Annotated in this window: 25 protein-coding genes; 12 read left to right on the top strand and 13 right to left on the bottom strand. The window is 68.2% G+C overall.

Going from position 1 to position 21,747, the window contains the following annotated elements:
• Positions 1 to 10: 10 nt before the first annotated feature.
• Both IEY21_RS01330 and IEY21_RS01335 read right to left on the bottom strand, forming a co-directional pair.
• Positions 11 to 436 (bottom strand): uracil-DNA glycosylase, encoded by a 426-nt coding sequence (locus IEY21_RS01330; RefSeq protein ID WP_188900502.1) that lies wholly within the window; start codon positions 434 to 436, stop codon positions 11 to 13.
• A 37-nt stretch (positions 437 to 473) separates the two neighbouring features.
• Entirely contained in the window at positions 474 to 617 is a 144-nt protein-coding gene (locus tag IEY21_RS01335; RefSeq protein WP_188900504.1) for a hypothetical protein, read from the bottom strand.
• 215 nt (positions 618 to 832) lie between these two features.
• Here IEY21_RS01335 and tdh point away from each other — a divergent pair, with 215 nt between their 5' ends.
• Together tdh and dnaJ are read left to right on the top strand one after the other, a co-directional pair.
• A complete protein-coding gene (gene tdh, locus IEY21_RS01340; RefSeq protein WP_188900644.1) occupies positions 833 to 1,864 on the top strand; it encodes an L-threonine 3-dehydrogenase in 1,032 nt (343 codons plus the stop codon).
• 338 nt (positions 1,865 to 2,202) lie between these two features.
• The gene (gene dnaJ / locus IEY21_RS01345; protein ID WP_188900645.1) at positions 2,203 to 3,330 is read left to right on the top strand and encodes a molecular chaperone DnaJ; all 1,128 of its coding nucleotides are present in this window, start codon (positions 2,203 to 2,205) and stop codon (positions 3,328 to 3,330) included.
• 140 nt (positions 3,331 to 3,470) lie between these two features.
• On the opposite strand, the gene IEY21_RS01350 is transcribed toward dnaJ, so the two are convergent.
• The 3 genes from IEY21_RS01350 to IEY21_RS01360 all read right to left on the bottom strand — a co-directional run bounded on the left by IEY21_RS01350 (position 3,471) and on the right by IEY21_RS01360 (position 6,825).
• The gene (locus IEY21_RS01350; RefSeq protein WP_188900506.1) at positions 3,471 to 4,487 is read right to left on the bottom strand and encodes a Gfo/Idh/MocA family protein; all 1,017 of its coding nucleotides are present in this window, start codon (positions 4,485 to 4,487) and stop codon (positions 3,471 to 3,473) included.
• Positions 4,484 to 5,236: a ThuA domain-containing protein gene (locus IEY21_RS01355; RefSeq protein WP_188900508.1), complete on the bottom strand. Its 753-nt coding sequence runs from the start codon at positions 5,234 to 5,236 to the stop codon at positions 4,484 to 4,486. The genes IEY21_RS01350 and IEY21_RS01355 overlap by 4 nt, the downstream gene beginning before the upstream one ends.
• Positions 5,237 to 5,349: 113 nt before the next feature.
• Positions 5,350 to 6,825 (bottom strand): phytoene desaturase family protein, encoded by a 1,476-nt coding sequence (locus IEY21_RS01360; RefSeq protein ID WP_188900511.1) that lies wholly within the window; start codon positions 6,823 to 6,825, stop codon positions 5,350 to 5,352.
• 207 nt (positions 6,826 to 7,032) lie between these two features.
• Here IEY21_RS01360 and IEY21_RS01365 point away from each other — a divergent pair, with 207 nt between their 5' ends.
• From IEY21_RS01365 to IEY21_RS01380, 5 genes are all read left to right on the top strand, one after another.
• Positions 7,033 to 8,022, top strand: a complete 990-nt coding sequence (locus tag IEY21_RS01365) for a ribose-phosphate diphosphokinase (RefSeq protein WP_373290465.1) — start codon at positions 7,033 to 7,035, stop codon at positions 8,020 to 8,022.
• 136 nt (positions 8,023 to 8,158) lie between these two features.
• Positions 8,159 to 8,704 (top strand): hypothetical protein, encoded by a 546-nt coding sequence (locus IEY21_RS01370; RefSeq protein ID WP_188900515.1) that lies wholly within the window; start codon positions 8,159 to 8,161, stop codon positions 8,702 to 8,704.
• Positions 8,705 to 8,811: 107 nt separating this feature from the next.
• The gene (locus IEY21_RS16995; RefSeq protein WP_268237763.1) at positions 8,812 to 8,937 is read left to right on the top strand and encodes a hypothetical protein; all 126 of its coding nucleotides are present in this window, start codon (positions 8,812 to 8,814) and stop codon (positions 8,935 to 8,937) included.
• A 177-nt stretch (positions 8,938 to 9,114) separates the two neighbouring features.
• On the top strand, positions 9,115 to 10,002 hold the full coding sequence (locus tag IEY21_RS01375; RefSeq protein ID WP_373290467.1) for an alpha/beta hydrolase family protein: 888 nt from the start codon (positions 9,115 to 9,117) through the stop codon (positions 10,000 to 10,002).
• A gap of 14 nt (positions 10,003 to 10,016) precedes the next feature.
• Entirely contained in the window at positions 10,017 to 10,733 is a 717-nt protein-coding gene (locus tag IEY21_RS01380; RefSeq protein ID WP_188900519.1) for an SDR family oxidoreductase, read from the top strand.
• A gap of 6 nt (positions 10,734 to 10,739) precedes the next feature.
• Here the strand turns inward: IEY21_RS01380 and IEY21_RS01385 are convergent, their stop codons facing one another.
• The 3 genes from IEY21_RS01385 to IEY21_RS01395 all read right to left on the bottom strand — a co-directional run bounded on the left by IEY21_RS01385 (position 10,740) and on the right by IEY21_RS01395 (position 13,106).
• Positions 10,740 to 11,399, bottom strand: coding sequence for a hypothetical protein (locus tag IEY21_RS01385; protein WP_188900521.1), 660 nt, complete (start codon positions 11,397 to 11,399; stop codon positions 10,740 to 10,742).
• 443 nt (positions 11,400 to 11,842) lie between these two features.
• Complete coding sequence (locus IEY21_RS01390; RefSeq protein WP_188900523.1) at positions 11,843 to 12,298, bottom strand: helix-turn-helix transcriptional regulator; 456 nt, start codon at positions 12,296 to 12,298, stop codon at positions 11,843 to 11,845.
• 31 nt (positions 12,299 to 12,329) lie between these two features.
• Positions 12,330 to 13,106 carry a TatD family hydrolase gene (locus IEY21_RS01395; protein WP_188900525.1) on the bottom strand — a complete coding sequence of 259 codons (777 nt, stop codon included), beginning with the start codon at positions 13,104 to 13,106 and terminating at the stop codon, positions 12,330 to 12,332.
• A gap of 123 nt (positions 13,107 to 13,229) precedes the next feature.
• Between IEY21_RS01395 and IEY21_RS01400 the strand changes: the two genes are divergently transcribed.
• From IEY21_RS01400 to IEY21_RS01410, 3 genes are read left to right on the top strand one after another with little or no spacing between them, the layout of a single operon-like run.
• Positions 13,230 to 13,838, top strand: a complete 609-nt coding sequence (locus IEY21_RS01400; protein WP_188900527.1) for a hypothetical protein — start codon at positions 13,230 to 13,232, stop codon at positions 13,836 to 13,838.
• A gap of 27 nt (positions 13,839 to 13,865) precedes the next feature.
• A complete protein-coding gene (locus IEY21_RS01405) occupies positions 13,866 to 14,759 on the top strand; it encodes an LptA/OstA family protein (RefSeq protein WP_188900529.1) in 894 nt (297 codons plus the stop codon).
• A gap of 9 nt (positions 14,760 to 14,768) precedes the next feature.
• A complete protein-coding gene (locus IEY21_RS01410) occupies positions 14,769 to 15,905 on the top strand; it encodes an LptA/OstA family protein (RefSeq protein ID WP_188900531.1) in 1,137 nt (378 codons plus the stop codon).
• On the opposite strand, the gene IEY21_RS01415 is transcribed toward IEY21_RS01410, so the two are convergent.
• Positions 15,877 to 16,788, bottom strand: a complete 912-nt coding sequence (locus tag IEY21_RS01415; protein ID WP_188900533.1) for an L-lactate dehydrogenase — start codon at positions 16,786 to 16,788, stop codon at positions 15,877 to 15,879. The genes IEY21_RS01410 and IEY21_RS01415 overlap by 29 nt on opposite strands.
• Positions 16,789 to 16,816: 28 nt before the next feature.
• Positions 16,817 to 17,272 carry a universal stress protein gene (locus IEY21_RS01420; RefSeq protein WP_188900534.1) on the bottom strand — a complete coding sequence of 152 codons (456 nt, stop codon included), beginning with the start codon at positions 17,270 to 17,272 and terminating at the stop codon, positions 16,817 to 16,819.
• Between the two features lie 101 nt (positions 17,273 to 17,373).
• Between IEY21_RS01420 and IEY21_RS01425 the strand changes: the two genes are divergently transcribed.
• Both IEY21_RS01425 and IEY21_RS01430 read left to right on the top strand, forming a co-directional pair.
• A complete protein-coding gene (locus tag IEY21_RS01425; protein ID WP_188900536.1) occupies positions 17,374 to 18,834 on the top strand; it encodes an MBL fold metallo-hydrolase in 1,461 nt (486 codons plus the stop codon).
• 57 nt (positions 18,835 to 18,891) lie between these two features.
• Complete coding sequence (locus tag IEY21_RS01430; RefSeq protein ID WP_188900538.1) at positions 18,892 to 19,383, top strand: thioredoxin-like domain-containing protein; 492 nt, start codon at positions 18,892 to 18,894, stop codon at positions 19,381 to 19,383.
• 22 nt (positions 19,384 to 19,405) lie between these two features.
• On the opposite strand, the gene obgE is transcribed toward IEY21_RS01430, so the two are convergent.
• The 3 genes from obgE to rplU all read right to left on the bottom strand — a co-directional run bounded on the left by obgE (position 19,406) and on the right by rplU (position 21,524).
• Complete coding sequence (gene obgE / locus IEY21_RS01435; protein WP_188900540.1) at positions 19,406 to 20,746, bottom strand: GTPase ObgE; 1,341 nt, start codon at positions 20,744 to 20,746, stop codon at positions 19,406 to 19,408.
• Positions 20,747 to 20,919: 173 nt separating this feature from the next.
• The gene (rpmA, locus tag IEY21_RS01440) at positions 20,920 to 21,204 is read right to left on the bottom strand and encodes a 50S ribosomal protein L27 (RefSeq protein ID WP_188900542.1); all 285 of its coding nucleotides are present in this window, start codon (positions 21,202 to 21,204) and stop codon (positions 20,920 to 20,922) included.
• A gap of 17 nt (positions 21,205 to 21,221) precedes the next feature.
• Positions 21,222 to 21,524 (bottom strand): 50S ribosomal protein L21, encoded by a 303-nt coding sequence (gene rplU, locus IEY21_RS01445; protein ID WP_188900544.1) that lies wholly within the window; start codon positions 21,522 to 21,524, stop codon positions 21,222 to 21,224.
• Positions 21,525 to 21,747 lie beyond the last annotated feature (223 nt).

Genomic DNA, 21,747 nt, shown 5'->3' on the forward strand with positions numbered 1-21,747 from the left:
GAAACTGCGCTCAGCTGTTCAGCGCGGGCGTGTTCGGGGCGTCGGTGGAGTCAGGAAAACGCACCTTCACGTTGACCGTGGTCCCTGCCGGGGTGCCGGGGTCAATGTTGATCCAGTGGCTGGCCAGCACGGGGGGGGTGGGCTGCGGATCAATGGCGCGCACCAGCACGCGTCCCTGCGCGGGCACGAAGACGCACCAGCCATCGGGCGTGGTGGTAAAGGCGCGCATCGGCAGGATGCTCTGCAGGGTCAGGTCCGCGTTGGTGGCCCAGTATTCGACCAGCAGGCAGGCGTGTTCCCGGCCCCAGTCGCCCTGTTCCAGATCAATCTGGACCTCGATGGTGTCGGGTTTGTCGGCAATCAGCCCGGTCCAGCCGGGAACGACGAAGCGGCCACTGCCATTGCTCTTGAACTGCTGGGGGGAAGGTTGGGACATGCCCGCAGACTAGCGTGCCGTGGACCGACCGTGACCGTCATTCCCCGGTGCTGCCCACCGTACGGATCAGGGCCCGGACAGCCAGATAGCCGACCACGAAGAACAGCAGCGGCGTGACATTCAGGCTGATCTCGGTGTCCTTTTCGGGTTCCAGGGGATTTTGCCGGCGGTACTTGATCATGGGTCAGGGTACGACACGCGGGCGGGCGGGTGTCAGGCGGCGGGCTTGTGGGAATGTTGAGCCCCGCACGGCTGTTGGGAAACGTATGGCCCGAAGACCCCCAGACCGCGGCACTGTCCGGCCCAGGTGAACGCCGTCACAACCCACAGGCCCCGGCAGGGAGTAGAACGGCTGCCGTGACTGCTGCCCCCCTGACCCCTGACCTGCCCACCACCATGCGCGCCCTGAGCAAGCGGGAGGCCGCCGTCGGCCTGTGGATGACCGAGACCGATGTGCCGGTGCCCGGCCCGAACGACCTGCTGATCCGGGTCAAGAAAAGCAGCATCTGCGGCACCGACGTGCACATCTACAACTGGGACGACTGGGCCCGGCGCACCATCCCGGTGCCGATGGTGGTGGGCCACGAGTACGTGGGCGTGGTGGCCGGGATGGGCTCAGAGGTGCGCGGCTTCGAACTCGGGGACCGGGTCAGCGGCGAGGGGCACGTGACGTGCGGCCATTGCCGCAACTGCCGCGCGGGCCGCCGCCATCTGTGCCGCAACACCCAGGGGGTGGGAGTCAACCGGCCCGGCTCGTTTGCCGAGTATCTGGTGCTGCCTGCCTTCAACGCCTTCAAGCTTCCGGCCGACATTCCGGATGACCTCGCCGCCATCTTCGACCCGTTTGGCAACGCGGTCCACACCGCCCTGAGCTTTGATCTGGTGGGGGAGGACGTGCTCGTAACGGGCGCGGGGCCCATTGGCGTGATGGCCGCTGCCGTCGCCCGGCACGTGGGCGCCCGCAACGTGGTGATCACCGATGTGAACGACTACCGCCTGGACCTCGCGCGCAGCATGGGCGTGACCCGCGCCGTCAACGTGGCCCGCGAGGACCTGTGGGCCGTGGCCCAGAACGAGCTGGGCATGACCGAGGGCTTCGACGTGGGCCTGGAGATGAGCGGCTCGGGCGCGGCCTTCGCGCAGATGGTGGACCTGATGAACCACGGCGGCAAGATCGCCCTGCTGGGCATTCCCTCGGGGCGGGTGGACATCGACTGGAACAGCGTGATCTTCAAGATGCTGACCATCAAGGGCATCTATGGCCGCGAGATGTTCGAGACCTGGTACAAGATGGTCGCCCTGATCCAGTCGGGGCTGGACCTCACCCCCGTCATCACCCACCACTACGCCATCGACGACTTCCAGCGGGGCTTTGACGACATGCTCGGCGGGCACAGCGGCAAGGTCATTCTGGACTGGGAGAAGTAAAGCTGCTGCTCTGTTCCTCCTGCACTCCGGGGTGAAGCCCTGACGGAGCGGCGGGGGACATGCGCTCCGCCGGAATTGAGTTCTCGGCAAACGGCCCACGAAGCCGCGTCTGGGCCGTGCTGCGGACACGGTGTGGGCCAGGGCAGGCCACCCAGCCGAGAGAAAATTTCTGCGGAGCATCGGCCCCGTTGCCGCGAAGGGTGCGCTGCCGTGGGTGTGTGGGGCAGGTGGGCCTCCTGTTGCCGCACCTACTTTTCCTGAGTGTGGTCATGTTAACCTGCTCGGTGGAGGCCCGGCACCGGCCAGAGCACTGGGGCGTGCCCGGCGAAATACGACACATGGATTACTACGAACTGCTGGGCGTGACCCGAACCTCGAACGGCGACGAAATCAAATCGGCCTACCGCAAGCTGGCGCTTAAATACCACCCCGACCGCAACAAGGAGGAGGGAGCGCAGCAGAAGTTCGCGCAGATCAGCGAGGCCTACGCGGTCCTGTCTGATCCCGAGAAGCGCGCGCACTACGACCGCTTCGGCTCGGCTCCCGGTGCGGGTATGCCCGGTGACCCCTTTGGGGGCATGGGCGGCATGGGCGGAGCAGGCTTTGACCCGATGGACATCTTCGAGCAGCTGTTCGGCGGCATGGCCGGCGGGCGTGGCCGGCGTGGACCGGCCCGCGGCGACGACCTGGAAACCGAGGTCAAGGTCACGCTGCTGCAGGCGCGCGCCGGCGAGGAAGTGGAGGTGGTCATTGACCGCCTGACCGAGTGCGAGCACTGCCACGGCAGCAAGACCGAACCCGGAGGCCAGCCGCCCAAGACCTGCCCGACGTGTTCGGGGGCGGGAGCGGTGCGCGCCCAGGCCCGGACCATCTTCGGCGTGGTGGAAACCCAGCAGGCCTGCCCCACCTGCCGGGGCGAGGGCCAGATCATCCAGGACCCCTGCACGGTCTGTAAGGGTCGGGGCCGCACCCTGAAGGCCGAGCGGGTGGGCGTGAAGCTGCCGCGCGGCATCGACGAGGGCTACCGCATCCGGGTGTCGGGCATGGGCAACGAGGGGCCCGGCGGCAACGGTGACCTGTACGTGCACATCGAGATGGAAGCCCACCCGGAGCTGCGCCGCGAGCAGGAGCACCTGATTCACACGGCGCGCATCGGGTTTGCCAAGGCGGCGCTGGGCGGCAAGGTCACGGTTCCCACGCTGGACGGCGAGCAGGTGGTGGAGGTCCGGCCCGGTACCCAGCACGGCGAACTGCACCGCCTGACGGGCCAGGGCATGCCCCGGCTGCAGGGACGGGGCAGCGGTGACCTGATCGTCGAATACGACGTGACTGTTCCCAAGCCCGCCCAGCTGTCTCCCGAGGCCCGCGAGGCCCTGCTTGCCTATGCCCGCGCGGTGGGCGATGAGGTCAACGAGAAGCACGAGGGTTTTCTGGGCAAGGTGGGCAAGATCTTCCGGGGGGACTGAAGTTCCGGCACGTTGAAGAAAGACCCTGGACCGCCGTCCAGGGTCTTTAACTTGGTTCTGCCTGCCTCAGGCCGGGAGTGTACGGGCGGGCAGTCCGGATTCGGCTTGTTGTGGGGCGGCGGCGGGCGAGGGCCGGTGGCTTACCACCGCACCGGCAGGCCGGTCCGCGCACTTTCGTAGCTGCCCAGCACCAGACGCACGCTCTCGCGGCCATCCTCCCCGGTACAGACCACCGGAGCACCCCGGGTGACGCTCTCGACGAAGCGCGTGACGCTGCGGACATGGGCGTTGGCGGATTCGGCGAAGTCGTACCAGAGTTCATCGGTCCGGTCCCACTGGCTGAAGCCGGAGGCGCGGTTGACGAAGCGCAGCCGGGGTTTGCCCAGCCGGTTGCTGCATTCCAGCGCGCCCTCGCTGCCGTAGACGGCGAAGCTCTCCTCCCAGCCGGTGGCGGTCCAGGCCGTCTCCACGCTGGCGAAGGCGCCGCTGCGGAATTCCAGGGTGGCAATGCTGGTGTCCTCGACCTCGATGTCGAACTTGAGGGTGCCCATGCGGGCATAGATGCTGCCCACGTCGCCGCCGAAGTGCCGAGCGAGGTCCAGCATGTGGCAGCCGTTGTCCAGCAGCGTGCCCCCGCCGCTGGCCGCGAGGCTGCCGAACGCTCCGCGCACCTCCGGTGCTCCGCCCCAGTCGTGGGCCTGACGCAGCCGCATGAAGGTCACGCGGCCCAGGCGGCCCCCGTCAATCAGGTGTTTGGCAGTCTCGACCAGGGGGCTGGACCGCAGGTGGTGGCCGGTCTGAAGAACGGCCCCGCTGTCCCGGGCCGCCGCGATCATCTCGTCGCAGGCGGCCAGGTCCAGCGACAGCGGTTTCTCGCACAGCACGTGAATGCCGCGTCGCAGGGCGGCCAGGGCCGTGGGGGCGTGAAAGGCGTTGGGCGTGCAGACGCTCACGGCGTCCACGTCCCCGCTGTCGAGCAGCGCCACGAAGTCACGGTAGCCGCGCGCATTCCACTCGATTTCGCGCCGCTTGAGGATGCTGTCGTGCAGTTCAGCAAAGGCCACCACGTTGGCCCCGGCGTGGCGGTAACCCTCGAAGTGGCGCTGCGAGATGGTCCCCGCCCCGATGATGCCGACCCGGAGGGGAGCCTCGGTCACCGGGACTCCAGAACAGCTTCCAGAGGCGCCGGACGGTGCCCGAACGAGCGCGGCGCACTGGCGGTGGGGACGGCCCAGTGCGCCGCGTTGGCGATCACCCGCCGAATCTCGGGGTTGTGGTAGGTGGGGTACGTTTCGTGGCCGGGGCGAAAGTAAAAGATTTTGCCGCTGCCACGTGTAAAGGTGCAGCCGCTGCGGAACACCTCGCCGCCCGCGAACCAGCTCACGAACACCAGCTCGTCGGGGGCGGGGATGTCAAAGTGTTCGCCGTACATCTCCTCGTGCTCGAGCGTGATGTGCTCGCCCACGCCCTGCGCGATGGGGTGGGCCGGATTGATCACCCACAGCCGCTCCTTCTCGCCTGCCTCACGCCACTTCAGGTCGCAGCCGGTGCCCATCAGGGTTCTGAACGGTTTGCTGAAGTGCCCCGAGTGCAGCACGATCAGGCCCATCCCCCCCAGAACGCGCGCCACCACGCGGGCTGCCACCTCATCGGACACCTCTGCGTGTGCCTTGTGGCCCCACCACAGCAGCACGTCGGTCCCGTCCAGCACGGCGTTGCTCAGACCGTGTTCGGGTTCGTCCAGCGTGGCGGTGCGGACCTCTGCAAAGCCGTGGCCCCGCAACCCGTCGGCAATCACGGTGTGGATGCCCTGTGGGTAGTGGGCGCTGACCCTGGGATTGTCCAGCTCGTGGCGGTATTCGTTCCAGACGGTCAGGCGGGGCTGGGTCTTGGAGGTTTGGGTCATGGCGTCCCTGACTGTAGCGCGGTGGGGCCCAGGACATGTCCCCACCCGGCTTCATCCGTTCCTGGCGCGCCCTGCTCTCTGGGCACGTGGATTCAACACAGCTTGATGCGGATTCAGGGGCGTACTTCGGCAGAGCCCCGTATCGGGTCGGCTGCTTGGCCCTCTGAGTCCTGAATGCCGAACTCGTCTTTCAGGGCGGCCAGCGCCGCATGAAACCCTGGCATGCCGTGAATGCCGCCGCCCGGAGGGGTGCTGCTCGAACACAGGTAAAAGCCCCGGACCGGCGTGCGGTACGGCGTGGGGGTGGGCACCGGCCGGGCAAGCAGGCCCCACAGGTCGAGCAGGCCGCCGTTGAAGTCGCCGCCCTGAAACACCGGGCTGTACGCCTGCAGGTCCGGGGCGGTGGTGACGTGGCGGGCAAGCACCCGGTCGCGGAACCCGGGCGCGTACCGCTCGATCTGCGCCTCGATCCGGTCCCCGATGGGCTCGGCGCTGCCGTTGGGCACATGCGCGTAGGCCCAGAAGGTGTGCTGTCCGGCAGGGGCGCGGGTGGCGTCGAACAGCGTGTGCTGCGCGGCCAGGACGTAGGGGTGCCGGGAAACCTGGGTGGTCAGCTGGGCCTCGGAGCGGAGAACCTCCTGCGCGGTGCCTCCGAGGTGGACGGTGGCGGCGCGGGCGACCCGGGGGTCACACCACGGCACCGGCCCGCCCAGGGCGTAGTCGATTTTCTGGATGCCGGGACCGTAACGGTAGCCCTGGAGCGCCGCGCGGTAGGACGCGGGGGCGCGGTCGCCCAGCAGCTGCAGCAGCGCTGCGGGGCTGCTGTCCACCAGCGTGACGCGGGCGGGGGGCAGGTCGGCCGCGCTGCCCACCCGCACCCCGGTCACCACCGAGCCTCCCAGAAACTCCAGGTGGGCACGCATGGCATCGGCAATGGCCTGGGCCCCACCGCGCGGAAACGGCCAGCCGACCGCGTGCCCCAACAGACCCAGGGCCAGGGTCATGGCCGAGGTGCCCGGAGCCGTCAATGGCTGCGCGGTGTGCGCGGCGAGACCGGCCCACAGGGCGCGGGCCTGTGGAGTGCGGAACAGCAGCTGTCCCAGCGCGGCGGCGGGCGGCAGGGCGCGCAGGCCAAAGCGGGCCAGCGTGAGGGGACGTCGCGGCACGCGCGGGAGGGGACGCAGCACGTCGTGCAGCAGGCCTTCCCAGTCGTTCAGCAGGGGGCGCATCAGCCGGATCCAGGTGGGACCGTCCGCGCCCAGACCGTCGGCGGTGGCCTCCAGATCACGCTCCAGGGTCACGCTGCCGTCCCCCAGCGGATGAACCACCGGCGCGTCGGGCTGCACCCACTCCAGCCCGAAGGCGTGCAGCGGCCACCGGCGAAAGGCCGGGCTGGCAATGGCCAGCGGGTGAATGGCGCTGCCGTAGTCATGCACGAAGCCCGGCAGGGTCAGGGGCAGGCTGCGCAGGCCACCGCCCACCGTCTGGTGCGCCTCGATCACCTGCACTCGCAGTCCCGCGCGGGCCAGCGTCAGCGCCGCTGCCAGTCCGTTGGGCCCGGCTCCCACCACCACAGCGTCCAGGGTCATGGCCACAGCGTAGCCTCCGCCGTCGGGCCCGGCACCGTACCTTGCGGTCGGTTAAAGTTCCGGGCCTGTTCCCTCATCGGGAACGCCACACGTCCCTGACATTCCCTGCCCCGGACGGGTATGCTTCGGGCGTTTCGTGCCGGCCTGCGTTGTGTGCAGGCCCTCCCGTATCCCCACCCTCAGTCCCCGGAGGAATTTCCCTTGTCCGTGTCGAACCGTACGTCATCCGCCGCGCTCGAAAGCCGCCGCTCGCCCCTGCTGGTCTTCGCCGGGCAGAGCAACCGTCCGCTGGCGCAGGCCATCTGCGACAACCTGGGCGTGCCGCTGGGCCACAGCACCACCGAGAAGTTCACCAACGACAACATCATCGTGCATTACGAGGAGTCGCTGCGCGAGGGGGACGTGTTCATCGTGCAGACCTTCAGCACCCCGGTCAGCGACTCGATCATGGAACTGATGCTGATGATCGACGCGGCCAAGAGTGCCTCGGCCGGGCGCGTGACGGCCGTGATTCCGTATTACAGCTACGCCCGCAGCGACAAGAAGGACAGCCCGCGCATCTCCATCGCCGGACGTCTGGTCGCCGACCTGCTGCAGGAGGCGGGCGCCGACCGCATCCTGACCATGACGCTGCACAGCCCGCAGGTTCACGGCTTTTTCAAGGTGCCGGTCGATCACCTCTCTGCCGATCTGGTGCTCTCCGAGCATTTCAAGGGTTGCGTGCCGAATGCGAACGAGGGTGTGGTGCTCGCCCCCGATGCGGGCAGCATCAAGCGCGCCAGCCGCATCGCCCGCCTGCTCGACAGCGGTCTGGCCATGATCGACAAGGAGCGCGTCTCGGACACCGAGGTCGTGCCGCGCGCCCTGATCGGTGACGTGGAGGGCAAGACCGTGTTCATCGTGGACGATGAGATCAGCACCGCCGGCAGCCTGGTCGAGACCGTCAACATCGCCCGCAGCATGGGCGCCCGGGACGTGTATGTGGCCGTGACCCACGGCGTGTACACCGGGCCGGCCATCGCGCGTATTGCCGGCCTGGACGTGACCCAGGTGGCAAGCTGCAACACCGTACACGTGCCCGACTCGAAGATCCGGGAAGCGGGCGGCAAACTGGCCGTTCTGGACGTGGCCCCGCTGTTCGCCAGCGCAATCAGCAACATCCACACCGGCGCGAGCGTCAGCACGCTGTTCAGCTAGATCCCCGCGCCTCACAATCCAGTCCCGCGCTTCACACCCCGCCGGCACAGGATGGGGGCAGCAGGGAGGCAGAAGAGAGGTGGTCCGCAGGGGCCACCTTCATCCTTCTGTGCCCGGCACCCCGTACGCTGGGGGCATGCGCCCTGTCCTGTCTGCCGCTGTGCTCCTGCCGCTCGCCCTGGCCGCGTGCGGCCGTGCGGAGGTCAAACCTCCTGCCGAGTACTCCCTGAGCGGCCAGATTGCGGGCAACTGGGGTGCGGACCCGAAATTGCGCCTGGCCCTGGTCGGCACGGGCGTTCCGGTGGCGGTGACCAACGACAGCGCGGTCGCGCAGAACGTGGTGGCGACGGGCGTGAATTCCTGGCAGTACGGTTTTGACCTGCCGGGCATTCCGAACGTGGCGGGGGTGTATCAGGTTGTGGTCTTCGACGACGCCAACAACGACGCCCGCCTGAACCTGGGCGAGCCTGTGGCGCGCAACCGCCTGTGGCTGGTCTTCAGCCTGCTGGGCGGCACCTTCGGTCCCCTGAACGTGCCCGACAGCTGGCCGGGCGGCGGGGCCGAACTGCTGCCCGAGATGACTGTCTCGCGCGGCTGGAACCTGTATGACCGGAGCCGGGCGCTGGGCGAGAGCAATCCCCGCGTCGTGACCCGCATCACCGGCTACGACCTGAGCCGCTGAGGCGTGGGGGAAAGGGGGCGGCCCGACCCGAATCCCCAAGCCCAGCTCAAGGTCCGAACGTTGTTCACGACGCTTTCCGCGCTGCGGGCGGCCCTTAGCCTGGGCGGATGAAGGTGTTTGTCTTGATGTTTGCCGTGCGGACGGACCCGGCCGGAACCCCGGCTGCGGCGCGGTCCGCCGCGACGCTCTCGGCGCAGGACCGCAGCGTGGTCTTCTTTCAGGAGCACCTGTAGGCCGTGGTCCGGCGCGTGGTCCATTTTGCCGCCGTGTTGCTGCTGCTCGGCGCGGGGTATTTCGTCTGGACCCAGCCGGAGAACCTGCCCTTCCAGGTGCCGTGGACTACGCAGGCGGCCCCGCCGGAGCCGGAAACGGCCCCGTCCTCACCGGCCGCCACCGTTCCCTCCGGCCCCCTGGGTGAACTGACCGACGCGGCCCTCAGGACGTTCGTGGCCCGTCAGCCCATCAGCATTCAGGCGTTGCGGGCGCGCGAGTATCCCGGCAGCGCCCTGCAGGTGGTCCGGACCCTCAACCCCGGCAGCAACTACTCGCGTCAGGTGGTGTCCTACCGGTCCGACGGTCTGAAGATCTTTGCTCTGCTGACGGTGCCCAGCGGAACGCCGCCGCAGGGAGGCTGGCCCGCCATCGTGTTCAACCACGGCTACATTCCGCCGGACGTCTACCGCACCACCGAACGGTATGTGGCGTACCAGGACGCTTTTGCGCGGGCAGGGTTCGTGACGCTGAAGAGCGACTACCGGGGCCACGGCGACAGCGAGGGACAGGCCCGCGGCGGCTACAACGATCCCGGTTACACGGTGGATGTGCTGAACGCCGCCGCCAGCCTCAAGAAGGATCCGCGGGTCAACCGCGGGCGCCTGGGGCTGTGGGGGCACAGCATGGGCGGGCAGCTGTCCCTGCGGGCGATGCTCGTGGACCCTGAGCTCAAGGCCGCCTCGCTGTGGGCGGGGGTGGTCGCCAGCTACGACATCCTGGCCACCGACTGGAACCCGCCGCCCGGCGACCAGCGGCCGGAGCTGGATCCCCTGAACCGCCGCTACCTGCGCGCCCTGAGCCCCAACGCCTACCTGCAGGATCTGGATGGACGCCCCATCCAGCTGCACCAGGGCACCGACGACGAGGACGTGCCGTACCGCTTCCAGAAGGATTTTGCTGCGGACCTGCGTGCGGCCCGTCAGCGCTTCACCGCCTACCGGTACCCGGGCGACAACCACAACCTCAGCGGCAACCTGCGCCTGGCCCTGGACCGCAGCGTGGCGTTTTTCAGGGAGCAGCTGTAGCGCATACTTCTGCCATGACCCAAGACACGGCCGGCAAGGGCAAGGTTCTGTTCATCACGGGGGCGAGCAGCGGCATCGGCGCGGCGGTGGCCCGGCACGCCGTCACCGGGGGGTGGCGCGTGGTGCTGACGGCCCGCAGTCTGGACCGGCTTCAGGCGCTGGCCGCCGAACTGGGAGACGCGGCGCTGCCCGTGGCCTGTGACGTGACCGAGTGGTCCGAGCTGGAGGCGGCAGTGGCCACGACCCTGGAGCGTTTCGGGCAGCTCGACGCCGCTCTGGCCAACGCGGGATTCACGGCTGGAACTCCACGCTACGCCGAGGGTGATCCCACCCCGGACGAGTGGCGCAGCATGATCCTGACCAACGTGCTCGGCGCGGCCCTGACCGCGCGGGCCACGCTGCCCCATCTGCTGCGGAGCAAAGGACACCTTCTGCTGGTGGGGTCGGTGGCCGGGCGGGTCGCCACGCCCGGACCCTACAGCGCCACCAAATGGGCGGTCAGCGGCATGGCCGAGAGCATCCGCCGCGAGGTCGGCGGGCGCGGCGTGCGCGTGACCAACATCGAGCCGGGCCGGGTAGAGACGCCGTTCTGGGCCGAGGGCCGCAAACCCGAGGGCGTGGATTTCCTGCAGGACGACGACGTGGCCCGCGCGGTGCTGTATGCCCTGAACCAGCCGCCCCATGTGGCCGTCAACGAACTGCTGATCCGGCCCACCACGCAGGAGGTGTAGCCGGATTCAGGCGGCCTTCCACAGGGCTTTGGGGAGAAGCGCAAAGGCGGCGCGGGGGCGTCCGAGCCAGAGGACGAAACAGCTTCCCAAAATTGCCATCCAGTCCGGAGTCATCCAGTTCGGAGCAGCGTCGGGCATGAAGGGCTGATACAGGGTCAGGACGAGTGGAACCGACAGCATGCTCAACACCCGCCACAGGATCGCGGCGGCCACTCTGGAATAGTTTCTGATCATGAGCTGTCCGGCACAGGCCGTCGCCGCATAGAAAGCCCACCACAGAACAGACGGCAGCGCACTGAATACGCCGTTCACCCACCAGTGGAGCAGGGGCAGCAGCACGACGAACGCATACGCCAGCAGGTTAAAAACACGTCTCCAGCCGTGAGAAGAAGATCCTTCCTCCAGAGCGCGGCGTGTTGGCCCGTCCTGCCTCAGCCATTCCAGCTCGGCCAGCGTGAAGTGCGTCTGCTCCAGCTGCCTGCGGACCTCGTGCGCTGGTCCCAGTGCCTGCAGGGTTGCCACGTCAGGGGCGGGGTGGCCGCCATCAAGTAGGCTGCGAGCGGTGTCCTCGGCGTGCGCTTCCAGCTCGCGGCGCAGGCGCTGGGCCGTGGCATAGGCAAAGGGGGCGGTCACCTCGTTCAGCCAGCGTTGCAGGTCTGTGTTCATGCTTGCCTTCCTTGCAGGGTCAGGGTGTGGGCGAGGCGGGCGTACCGGCGAAATTGAAGCGTGGCGCTGCGGGCCAGGCATCCGATGAGCAGCGGGTAGGCAAGCCAGCATTGATCTCTCAGTAGGACTTCCGTGAAATACGGACATTGAAAGGTCAGTCCGAACATCACGGTGGTCCACAGGCGCCAGCCTCTGCGCCGCAGGGGATGGATCCGCTGGGTCATAAGGATCATGGCGACGCTGGCGATGAGCACCGAGCACTGGGCCAGTTTCCGTGAAGGGGAACGCGGGACTCCAGCAGCGACCATGCCAGAAAGCCGGGCCAGAAGAGCACGGCCATCCCTTCGGACAGATTCAGCCCGGTGTTCGATTTGCCGCCGTCTCTGAGAGCCAGCCACGCTGCGTTCGTCAGATACAGCCTCTTCAACTCCAGCGCCGTGGCCTCAGGAGGCCCCAGCATAGGCCTCACATCTCCTTCGGCGTCCACCCCGGCGTCCTGAAGGTGGGCCAGGGTGTCGGCCTCCACCCGCGCCGTGACCCCGGTGGGCAAATCCTGAGTGGCCCGAACCAGCCATTCGCGCGCCTTCATGCTCCTCCCCGATCACCGCGCCGACGGCCCGCACCTGTTTTTCCCAGTTCTGGCGCGAGGCAGCCAGCGCCCCGCCGCCCTTCCTGGTCAGTCGGTACTCGCGGCGCATCCGTCCGCCGATCTCTTGTTCCTGGCTTTCCAACAGCCCCTCGGCCTCCAGCGCGTGCAGCGCCGGGTACAGGGTGCCTTCTCGGGCCTGAAGCAAGCCCTCGCTGCGCGCCTTGATGGCCTGCGCGATGGCGTAGCCGTGTTCCGGCTGTCGGTCCAGCACCGCCAGGATCAGCAGACGCAACTGCTCGCGCGCATTCATGACAGGAGCATACCTCTGGACCGGATGTATCTCAAGCGGAGGTGTCGGGCAGGTGATACACCCGCCGCGCGTTCGCGTCCGTGATCGTCTCCAGCTCCAGCGCGTCCACGCCCCTCAACCCGGCGATGAAGTCCAGGGTGTGGCGCACGTAGCCGGGGCGGTTGGGCTTGCCACGTCTGGGAACCGGGGCCAGGAAGGGAGCGTCGGTTTCCAGCAGCAGCCGTCCGGCGGGCAGGGTGCGGGCGGCGGCGTGGATGTCGGGGGCGTTCTTGTACGTCGTGTTGCCGGCAAAGCCGAAGTAGGTGTGGTCGCCGCGCTCCAGGCCAAAGCGCAGCAGCTCCGGGTGGCCGCTGAAGCAGTGCAGGATCACGGGAACGTCCGGCCACTGCCGCAGCACGTCCATCACGCCGTGGTGGGCGCGGTCCTCGCCCGGCTTATCGCGGGTGTGGATCACCAGCGGTTTGCCCAGGCGCCGCGCCAGGTCCAGCTGCCACTCGAAGGCGCTGAGCTGCGCGGGCCGCGCCGTGGCGTCCCAGTAATCGTCCAGCCCGCTCTCGCCGATGCCCACCACGCGCGGATGTGCGGCCAGCTCCTCCAGTTCCTGCCGGGCCTGCGCGCTGTCCTGGGCCGCATCGGTGGGGTGCAGGCCCACGGTGGCGTACACGTCCGGGAACTGTTCGGCCAGCGCCACGGCGTTGCGGGCGTGCTCGGGACTGGCCCCGATACACACCATGGCCGTCAGGCCCAGCTCTCCCCGCGCGGAGGCGGGGTCGTCGAGGTAATCCAGGTGGCAGTGGGTGTCGATCATGTGCCGCAGGGTAATGGTCTGGCGGCGTGGGGGAGGCCGTTCCCCAAGTTTGTATGCGGCCGTTCCCCAAACTCCCACCTGCGGCCCACCACTCTCATGAGGGCCGGACGCTAGAGTGCCCCCGTGCAGAAAACCGGCCTCTATGCGCTGCTGGCGATCGTGATCTTCGCCGTGATCTTCGCCTTCTTGCCGGGCGCAGACCGCAGCGGTCCCAGGACCGGGGCCACCCTGCAGGGCGTGGAACTGCGGCTGTACCCCGCCCGGGACGCGGACGCGGTGTGGAGCTTTGCGGCCCGCAACGTCACCAGTGATCCGGTCTCGAACGAAACGCAGCTGACCGGCCTGTCGAACGGCCAGCGGATCATCAAGGAGCGGAACGCGGCAGGCCAGCTGACGGGCCGCAGTGTTCTGGACGCCACGCTGGAGGCCCCGGACCTGACCATTGACGGTCAGGACGACATGACCACCGGTCAGGCCCGCATCACGCTGGTCAGCCAGTGTGCCGATATCGACCTGAGCGGCACGCCTCAGCAGCCCGTGAAGATCGAGCAGGGCTACGGTTTCAGCGCGCCGGTGGCCGAGATCCAGTCGCCCAACCTCAGCGGCCACGCCGAAAAATTGCGCATGAGCTTTGGCTTCGTGATCGAGGACTCGGACAACGACCATTCCAGCATCAGCTTCGACCCCGACGCCACCGAAACCTGCCGTGACGGTCAGCGCGTCGCCCTCTGAAATCCCCCCTCTCCCCAGGAGCCTTCCATGAAAAACATTCAGAAATTCACGCTGCTCGCCCTGCTGGGCACCTCCCTCGCCTTCGCCCAGGCCGACAACGCCAAGCGCATCATCACCATCCAGGGAGGGCCGCGCGGTGACCTGCGCAACGGGCCGCTGACCTTCACCGGCAGCCCGGTCAAGGCCACCGTGAGCACCCTGAACATCGAGGCCGCTCAGGCCATCCTGGCCGCGCCGCAGGGCACCCCCCTGATCGAGGCCAAGGGCAAGCGCACCGCCAACTTCACCGGCAACGTGAACGTGGAGCGGGGCCGCCTGACCGCCACCGGCGGGGCCCTGGCCTATAGCGAGGTTACCGGGCAGGGCGTGCTGACCGGCAATCCCAGCGCCACCTTCGTGCCCGAGAGCAAAGAGGACGGCGACAAGGTGACCATCAACGCCGCGCAGATGAGCCTGGATGTGGACAACAACGTGTCCACCAGCACCGGCAGCGTGCGGCTGACCAACGGCACCCAGACCGGCAAGGCCGACAAGCTGGTGTTCGATGAGGACCAGGAACTCGCCCAGCTGACCGGAACCCCCAGCCTGACCCGCGCCGCCAAGGGCAGCCAGAAGGAGCTGACGATCACCGGGCAGGAGGTCCGTGCGCTCACCAAGGCCAAGACACTGTATGTGCGCGGCGGCGTGAAGCTGGTGCAGGGCACGCAGACCACCACGGGGAATGCGGTGTACTACGATGACAAGAAGAACGTGGCCTACGTGGTGGGCAACGCGGTGAGTGTGGACAGCAAGAGCAAGGTCACGGTGCGTGCCCCGGCCAGCGGGTATCTGGAACAGCGCACCGATCTGGCCCGCGTGCGCGCCCTGAACTCGGCCTTCAAGATTCCCACCGAGCAGTTCAAGCTCAGCGGCGAGAAGTAGACTGCGGGCATGCAGAGCTTGAGGTCCGGTCGTGCGGCGGTGACGCTGGCCCTGTGCCTGGGGCTGGCCCTGCCCGTCTGGGTGCTGGCACAGGATGCGCCGCCTGCGGCACCGACACCTCCGGCGCAGACCGACCCGGCTTCACCCGAGCCCACCACGCCCGAAGACCCCACCCCTTCTGAGGACCCCACCGCCCCCGAGGCGACGCCGGATCAGCCCGATCCCACCGCGCCGGAGGACACGCCTGCCCCAGGGGCCAGCGCAGAGACCGCCAGCCTGGAACTGGTCCGCAGAAGCGACAAGGACGGCAAGGAACGGCGCATCCGCATCGTGCGGACGGGGACCAGCGACGAGACCGGCATCTTTACGGTTTGTGGGCCACAGGAAGACGATCCGGAGGACGCGCCCAACTTGGCTGTGTTCAGCGAGACGGGGGCCGGCGGTGTGCAGATCACCATCGACAAGAACGTGATCCGGGTACCGCTGGCGCTGGTCACGCAGCGCCCGCCCGGGGACGGTGAGGACGGCAGCGACGGCCGGGTGGAGGCGAGCGCGGGCAGCGCCCGTTTTCTGGACACGGTGCCCCCGGACGCCACCGAACGTCTGACCCGCTGTGGTGTGGAGACCACGCCCCAGCCCGCGCCCGATACCGTGTTCGTCACCCAGGGAAAAACCGAGCTCAGGGGCCAGAAACTGGTCTACGACGAGACCGACGGCATCGCCCGCATTGACGGTCCGATCACCTTCCAGCGCGCCAACGAGAAGGATCCGCTGACCGGTAGCAGCGAACGCATCGAAGTGAACGTGGATGAGGAGAAAACCACCCTGGTCGGCAGCGTGGTCCTGAACTCGGAGGGGGGGCGGGTCAGCCGGGCTGCGCGGGTGGAGTACGACGACGCGGCCAACGTGGCCCGGCTGTTCGGCACCCCCGAGCAGCCCGCCGAGAGCGTCAAGGGCGGCGACACCCTGCGCGCGGGCATGATCCTGTATGACCTTGACCGGAATGAGGTCTATGCCGTCAAACCCGAGGGCGGCACCATCACCGGCGAGTTTCGGGAGGAGGGCGACAGTCCTGCCGAGTCACCCTCTGCGCCGGCTCCTGCTCCGGGCCGCCCGGCTACTCCACCCGTGCCAGGGTCTCCCTGAGGACGGCCGCGCTGCGCTCCAGCGCGGCTTTTTCGTCATCGGTCAGTTGGGGCAGGATACTGGCCTCTATGCCGCCGCTCGCCACGATGCGCGGCACGCTCAGGCTGACGCCGTACTCGGGGGTGGGCGCACTCACGGTCAGTACGGCGCGGCGGTCGCCCAGCACGCGCTCGGTGATGCGGGCCAGCGCCGCGCCGATGCCGTAGTAGGTGGCCCGTTTGCCCCCGATGATGCTCGCCGCCGCGTCGCGCGTGCCCGCCTCGATCTCGGCGCGGATCTCCGGAGTCCAGGGCAGACCGCGCGCCCGCATGAACTCGGCCACGGGCAATCCGGCCACGGTGGCGGTGCTCCACGCGATCACCTCGCTGTCGCCGTGTTCGCCGAGCACGTAGGCGTGGACGTTGGTGGCGTCCACCCGGGCACGCTGCGCGATCAGGTAGCGCAGGCGGGCGCTGTCGAGCACCGTACCCGAGCCCATCACGGCGTGGTCCGGGGCCAGCCGGACGGTCAGGTCGGTCAGGGCGTCCACCGGATTGGTGGCGATGAGCAGTACCGCTCCGGGGGCATGCTGCGCCACCTGCGGAATCACCATGCGGAAGATGGCGGCGTTGCGGTCCAGCAATTCCAGTCGGCCCTCGCCGGGTTTCTGGTTGGCTCCGGCGGCGATCATGACGACCCGGCTGCCCGAAAGGTCTGGATAATCCCCGCTGCTGACCCGTGCTCCGTGGCTGATGGGCGAGGCGTGGGCAATGTCCAGGGCCTCGGCGCGTGCCCGCTCGGTGTCCTGATCGACCAGCACCACCTCGCTGCACGAGTCGCGCAGGGTCAGGGCGTAGGCGGCGGTGGCTCCCACCAGCCCGGCTCCCACAATGCCCACCTTCATGCGCGGGCCTCCACAGCGTGCACCGCGCTCAGGCGTGCCGCTCGGGCACGCGCACCGTCAGCACGGGCAGGTGGCTGCGGCCCACGATCTTCTCGGCGCTGCTGCCGATAAAGAAGTGTTCCAGCGCGCCCTGGGCGTGGGTGCCCACCACGATCAGGTCTGCGCCCCAGCGCTCGGCAGCCTCCACGATGCCGGTCACCGGGTCGCCCACCAGCTGCTCGGTTTCCTCGCCGTCCTGCATCAGGGCGGCCAGTCGCCGGGCGTCGGCGTCCTCCAGCGAGCTGAGCAGGCCCGCGTCGAAGACAGCCGGGGTCACGCCGCCCATCAGGTCCGGTGAGGCGGTCACGCGGGCGTCGGTGACGTGCAGCAGCCGGATCTGTGCGCCCGGAAACGACACGCGGGCCACGTCCAGCGCATGCTGACTGGAGGGCGAGAAATCCACGCCCACGGCGATTTTCTGAAACGCACCATTGTTACCGGTCATGTCCTGCACCGTACACCGCCCCCGCCCCCCACCGCCACTGGCTTAAGGTGAATAAAGCGGGTGGGCTCCGTTGCGGGGAAGGGCGGGAGGTACACTTCTTCATGCGACTCCAGAGCTTTGGCGCGGCCTGCACGGTCACCGGCAGCATGCATCTGCTGACGCTGGACGGCTGGCGGGTGCTGGTGGACTGCGGTCTGTTTCAGGGCAGCGAGGATCTCGAGGCCCGCAACCATGAAGCGTTTTCCTTTGACCCTGCCGATCTGGACGCGGTGGTGCTCACGCACGCGCACCTAGACCATGTGGGCCGCCTGCCGCTGCTGGTGCAACGGGGCTACCGGGGGCCGGTGTACTGCACCCCGCCCACCGCCGCGCTGGCGGAGACAGTGCTGCTGGACTCGGCGCGGCTGCAGGTGGACGGCTACCGGCATGCCCTGCGCCACGCCCGCCGAGAGGGACGCGAGGACGAGGTGGCCCCGCCGCTGTACGAGGAGCATGACGTTCACAACGCGCTGGCGCTGCTGCGCCCGGTGCTGCGCTTTGGGGAGCCGGCGGCGGTAGCGGGCCTGCGGGTGACGCCACAACGGGCCGGACACATCCTGGGCAGCGTGTCTCTGGTGTTCGAGAGCTCCGGTGGCCGCCTGATCCTGAGCGGCGACCTCGGCAACCGCGAGAGCGGCCTGCAGCCGGATTTCACGCCGCCGCCAGAGGCCGACGCCGTGGTTCTGGAAACCACCTATGCCAACCGCAGCCACCGCGCGTGGCCCGGCACCCTGGCCGAGTTCAGCGAGGTGTTGCGCGCCAGCGTGCGGGCGGGGGGCAAGATCCTGATTCCCTCCTTTGCCATCGAACGCGCCCAGACCATCCTGCATACCCTGAAAGGACTGATGGACTCGGGCGAGGTGCCGCGCATCCCGGTGTTTCTGGACTCGCCGATGGCCGCCCGCGCCACCCACGCATACTTTGAATACGGAGATGAACTGATCCCGGCCGTGCGCGACGCCCTGCACGCCGGAGAGGACCCCTTCCGGCCCAGCACCCTGCACGTCGTCCTGACCGGTGACGAGTCGCGGCGGCTCAACCGCTACGACGGCCCGGCCATCATCCTGGCGGGCAACGGAATGCTCACGGGTGGGCGCATCCAGCACCACCTGCGGCATCACCTGTGGAAGACGGGCACCAGCGTGATCATCGTGTCGTACCAGTCACCGGGCAGCCTGGGCGGACAGCTGGTGGCCGGGGCCGAGCGCGTGCAGCTGATGGGCGAGGACCTCGCCGTGCGGGCCCAGGTCCACACCATCGGCGGGTTCTCGGCCCACGCCGATCAGGACGACCTGCTCGCCTTCCTGAGCACGGCCGGCACGCCGCATGTGTGGCTGGTGCACGGCGAGGTCGAGGTGATGAACGCCTTCGTGCCGGTGCTGGGAGCCCACGGCCTGAAGGGCGATCTCGTGCCCGACCGTCAGCCGGTCGAGCTGTTGGGCGGAGGCTTTAGGGGAGCGCACCCTCTGGGACTGGTGCGCGCCGGACCCGATCCAAAGCGGCCAGCCGGGACAGAAGAATAGGCCAGGCCGGGGCATTCGTTCTGGGACTGGGGGGGGCTGCCGGTTACGCTGGGACCGATGAAGCGTGCCCTCCTCGTATCCCTCCTGTTCCTGACGGCCTGCGGCTCCAAAGAGCTGGAGGGCCTGCAGACCTTCACCTACTCTGGCGGCGACCACCGCAACGGTTCGCTCGTGTACGCGGAAAACCCGCCCGCTGGCGGCCCGCACAACGCGCTGTGGCAGAACTGCGGCGTCTACGACCAGCCGCTGTACCCCGAATACGCGGTGCACAGCCTGGAGCACGGCGCGGTGTGGATCACCTACCGTCCGGATCTGGACCCGGCACAGGTCGCGCAGCTCAAGACCCTGGTCGACGGGCGACCCTACACCCTGCTCAGTCCCTACGACGGCCTGGACACGCCGGTGGCCGCCAGCGCGTGGGGTGCACAGCTCAAGGTGGATCAGGCCAGCGACCCCCGCCTGAAGTCCTTCCTGGACACCTACGAGCAGGGGGCAACGGCTCCGGAGAGGGGCGCGGCCTGCAGCGGGGGGTATGGCGGCACCCGCTGAGGTCAGCGGATGCCCTGAAAGGTCAGTTCCGCTCAGCCTCGTCGTCGAAGTACTCGAAGCGGAAGGTGCCGATTTCCACCGTGTCGCCCTCGCGGGCTCCGGCGCGTTTCAGGGCGTTGTACAGGCCCTGGCGTTTGAAGACGTTGCCCAGGTACTCGGCGGCGTCTTCCATGTAGCGTGAAAAGCGGGTGATGCGCTCCTCGAAGCCTCCGCCCTGCACCACCCAGACGCGTTCGTTCTCGCCGGTGGTGACGATGCCCACGCCCCGGGCCGGCGGATCTTCCCGGAAGGTGACGCTCAGGCCTTCCTCGCGCACCTCGTCGGGCTCGATTTCCAGCGAGTGCTGCTGTGCCCACAGTTCGCGGTCGGGCAGCATCTGGAACACCGTCTCGCGCAGACCATCGAGCCCGTTTCCTTCCTTGGCGCTGACGCGCAGCACCGGCAGGCCAAACTCGGCCAGCTCGTCTTCCACCATCATGGCGAGGTCGGTTTCGACGAGTTCGACCTTGTTCAATGCGATCAGGGCCACGCTGTCGAGCAGGGTCGGGTCGTAGGAGCGCAGCTCGGCCTGCAGCGAGCGCAGTTCCTCGACCGGGTCACGGGTCACGTCCAGCACGTACACGAGCACGCGCGTGCGGCTGATGTGGCGCAGGAATTCCAGGCCCAGGCCCTTGCCCTCGCTGGCTCCCTCGATGATGCCGGGGATGTCGGCGAGCGTGAAGCGCTCGTCCAGCGATTGGCCATCCTCGGTCCGGCGGTCCACCACACCCAGGATGGGGGAGAGGGTGGTAAACGGATAGTCCGCAATGGCCGGGTTGGCGCGAGACAGGGCCGCGAGCAGGCTGCTCTTGCCCGCGTTGGGGTAGCCCACCAGTCCCACGTCTGCGATCAGGCGCAGTTCCAGGCGGACCCGGCGCTTCTGGCCCGGCGTGCCCAGCTCGGCAAAGCGGGGGGCCTGCCGGGTGCTGCTGGCAAAGGTGCTGTTGCCGCGTCCGCCGTAGCCGCCGCGCGCAATGACCTTTTCCTGTCCCACCCGCACCAGATCGGCAATGACCTTGCCGCTGTCCTCGTCAAAGGCGGTGGTCCCCACCGGCACGTCGATGTAGATGTCCTCGCCGTCGGAGCCCTGACGCAGCCGGCCCTCGCCGTATGCGCCGTTGGGAGCCTTAAATTTGCGGCGGCCCACCAGGCGCTCCAGCGACTCCACGCCCTCAATGGCGCGCAGGATGATGCTGCCCCCGCGTCCGCCGTGCCCGCCGTCCGGGCCGCCCTTTTCCATGTACTTGGCACGGTGAAAACTCATGCTGCCGTCGCCGCCGTTTCCGGCCGCGACCTCAATGTTCAGTACGTCACGAAAAGCCATGTTTTCCCTCCTGGGTCAGAAGAAGATTCGGAGGGAAATGGCGGCATGTCGCCGGGCACCCTCCCGTCCCACTGTCTGCTGAGCCTGTGATCCTGCTGCGCGCAATCCGGATGGACTGCCAAGAAAAACGCCCTGCCCATCGCGCGGGCAGGGCGGTGAAGACTCGCCGTCGTTCAGTCGGCGGCGACTTCAGTGATGGGCGCACTGACGGCTTCGATGCTGATGAAGCGTCCGGTGCTGCCCCGGTTGGTGAACACGACCCGGCCCGCTTCCAGAGCGAACAGGGTGTGGTCACGGCCCATGCCCACGTTGGGGCCGGCCTTGAACTTGGTGCCGCGCTGACGGACGAGGATGTTGCCGGCCTTGACAACTTCGCCGCCGAACTTCTTAACGCCCAGGTACTTGGGCTGGCTGTCGCGTCCGTTCTTGGACGACCCTACGCCTTTCTTGTGTGCCATGTTGGATTCAGCCTCCCTTAGCCTTTGATGCCCGTGATTCGGATCGCCGTGAAGTCCTGGCGGTGACCGTTGCGGCGGCGGTACTGAATGCCGCTCTTGTACTTGCGGATGTAGATCTTGGGGCCGCGGCCGTGCTCGACCACTTCGGCGTTCACCACGTAGCTGCTCACGGCGTCGCCGAACAGGGCCGACTCGCCGCCCACGAAGATGGGGGTCAGGTCGAGCTTGTCGCCCGCTTCGCCCTGGAGGCTCTCGACGCGGATCACGTCGCCTTCCTGCACGCGGTACTGCTTGCCGCCGGTCTGAATAATTGCAAACATCGTCTACTTCCTCCTGCCAGCCGCCGTCTCTGGAACGCTGCCGGACGTGGCCTGTGGCACCTGCTCGCGCCTCCACCGCCCACCAGAAGCTGGGGGACAGGGATCACCAAGCTGGGATTTTAACACAAGCGGGCCTGTTCAGGAATGGGGCATGGGAACGTTCCCGCTGCCGAAGGAGCAAAGACCACTTTGCGGCAAACGGGGCGACACAGGACACGCGCCC

The organism is Deinococcus aerophilus, assembly GCF_014647075.1.
In the GTDB taxonomy this organism is placed as follows: Bacteria; Deinococcota; Deinococci; order Deinococcales; family Deinococcaceae; genus Deinococcus; species Deinococcus aerophilus.

Excerpts from the sequence above, each read along its gene's own strand:
- IEY21_RS01330 (WP_188900502.1), bottom strand. The coding sequence starts at position 436 with ATGTCCCAACCTTCCCCCCAGCAGTTCAAGAGCAATGGCAGTGGCCGC.
- IEY21_RS01335 (WP_188900504.1), bottom strand. The coding sequence starts at position 617 with ATGATCAAGTACCGCCGGCAAAATCCCCTGGAACCCGAAAAGGACACC.
- tdh (WP_188900644.1), top strand. The coding sequence starts at position 833 with ATGCGCGCCCTGAGCAAGCGGGAGGCCGCCGTCGGCCTGTGGATGACC.
- dnaJ (WP_188900645.1), top strand. The coding sequence starts at position 2,203 with ATGGATTACTACGAACTGCTGGGCGTGACCCGAACCTCGAACGGCGAC.
- IEY21_RS01355 (WP_188900508.1), bottom strand. The coding sequence starts at position 5,236 with ATGACCCAAACCTCCAAGACCCAGCCCCGCCTGACCGTCTGGAACGAA.
- IEY21_RS01360 (WP_188900511.1), bottom strand. The coding sequence starts at position 6,825 with ATGACCCTGGACGCTGTGGTGGTGGGAGCCGGGCCCAACGGACTGGCA.
- IEY21_RS01370 (WP_188900515.1), top strand. The coding sequence starts at position 8,159 with ATGCGCCCTGTCCTGTCTGCCGCTGTGCTCCTGCCGCTCGCCCTGGCC.
- IEY21_RS16995 (WP_268237763.1), top strand. The coding sequence starts at position 8,812 with ATGAAGGTGTTTGTCTTGATGTTTGCCGTGCGGACGGACCCGGCCGGA.
- IEY21_RS01380 (WP_188900519.1), top strand. The coding sequence starts at position 10,017 with ATGACCCAAGACACGGCCGGCAAGGGCAAGGTTCTGTTCATCACGGGG.
- IEY21_RS01385 (WP_188900521.1), bottom strand. The coding sequence starts at position 11,399 with ATGAACACAGACCTGCAACGCTGGCTGAACGAGGTGACCGCCCCCTTT.
- IEY21_RS01390 (WP_188900523.1), bottom strand. The coding sequence starts at position 12,298 with ATGAATGCGCGCGAGCAGTTGCGTCTGCTGATCCTGGCGGTGCTGGAC.
- IEY21_RS01395 (WP_188900525.1), bottom strand. The coding sequence starts at position 13,106 with ATGATCGACACCCACTGCCACCTGGATTACCTCGACGACCCCGCCTCC.
- IEY21_RS01405 (WP_188900529.1), top strand. The coding sequence starts at position 13,866 with ATGAAAAACATTCAGAAATTCACGCTGCTCGCCCTGCTGGGCACCTCC.
- IEY21_RS01410 (WP_188900531.1), top strand. The coding sequence starts at position 14,769 with ATGCAGAGCTTGAGGTCCGGTCGTGCGGCGGTGACGCTGGCCCTGTGC.
- IEY21_RS01415 (WP_188900533.1), bottom strand. The coding sequence starts at position 16,788 with ATGAAGGTGGGCATTGTGGGAGCCGGGCTGGTGGGAGCCACCGCCGCC.
- IEY21_RS01420 (WP_188900534.1), bottom strand. The coding sequence starts at position 17,272 with ATGACCGGTAACAATGGTGCGTTTCAGAAAATCGCCGTGGGCGTGGAT.
- IEY21_RS01425 (WP_188900536.1), top strand. The coding sequence starts at position 17,374 with ATGCGACTCCAGAGCTTTGGCGCGGCCTGCACGGTCACCGGCAGCATG.
- IEY21_RS01430 (WP_188900538.1), top strand. The coding sequence starts at position 18,892 with ATGAAGCGTGCCCTCCTCGTATCCCTCCTGTTCCTGACGGCCTGCGGC.
- obgE (WP_188900540.1), bottom strand. The coding sequence starts at position 20,746 with ATGGCTTTTCGTGACGTACTGAACATTGAGGTCGCGGCCGGAAACGGC.
- rpmA (WP_188900542.1), bottom strand. The coding sequence starts at position 21,204 with ATGGCACACAAGAAAGGCGTAGGGTCGTCCAAGAACGGACGCGACAGC.
- rplU (WP_188900544.1), bottom strand. The coding sequence starts at position 21,524 with ATGTTTGCAATTATTCAGACCGGCGGCAAGCAGTACCGCGTGCAGGAA.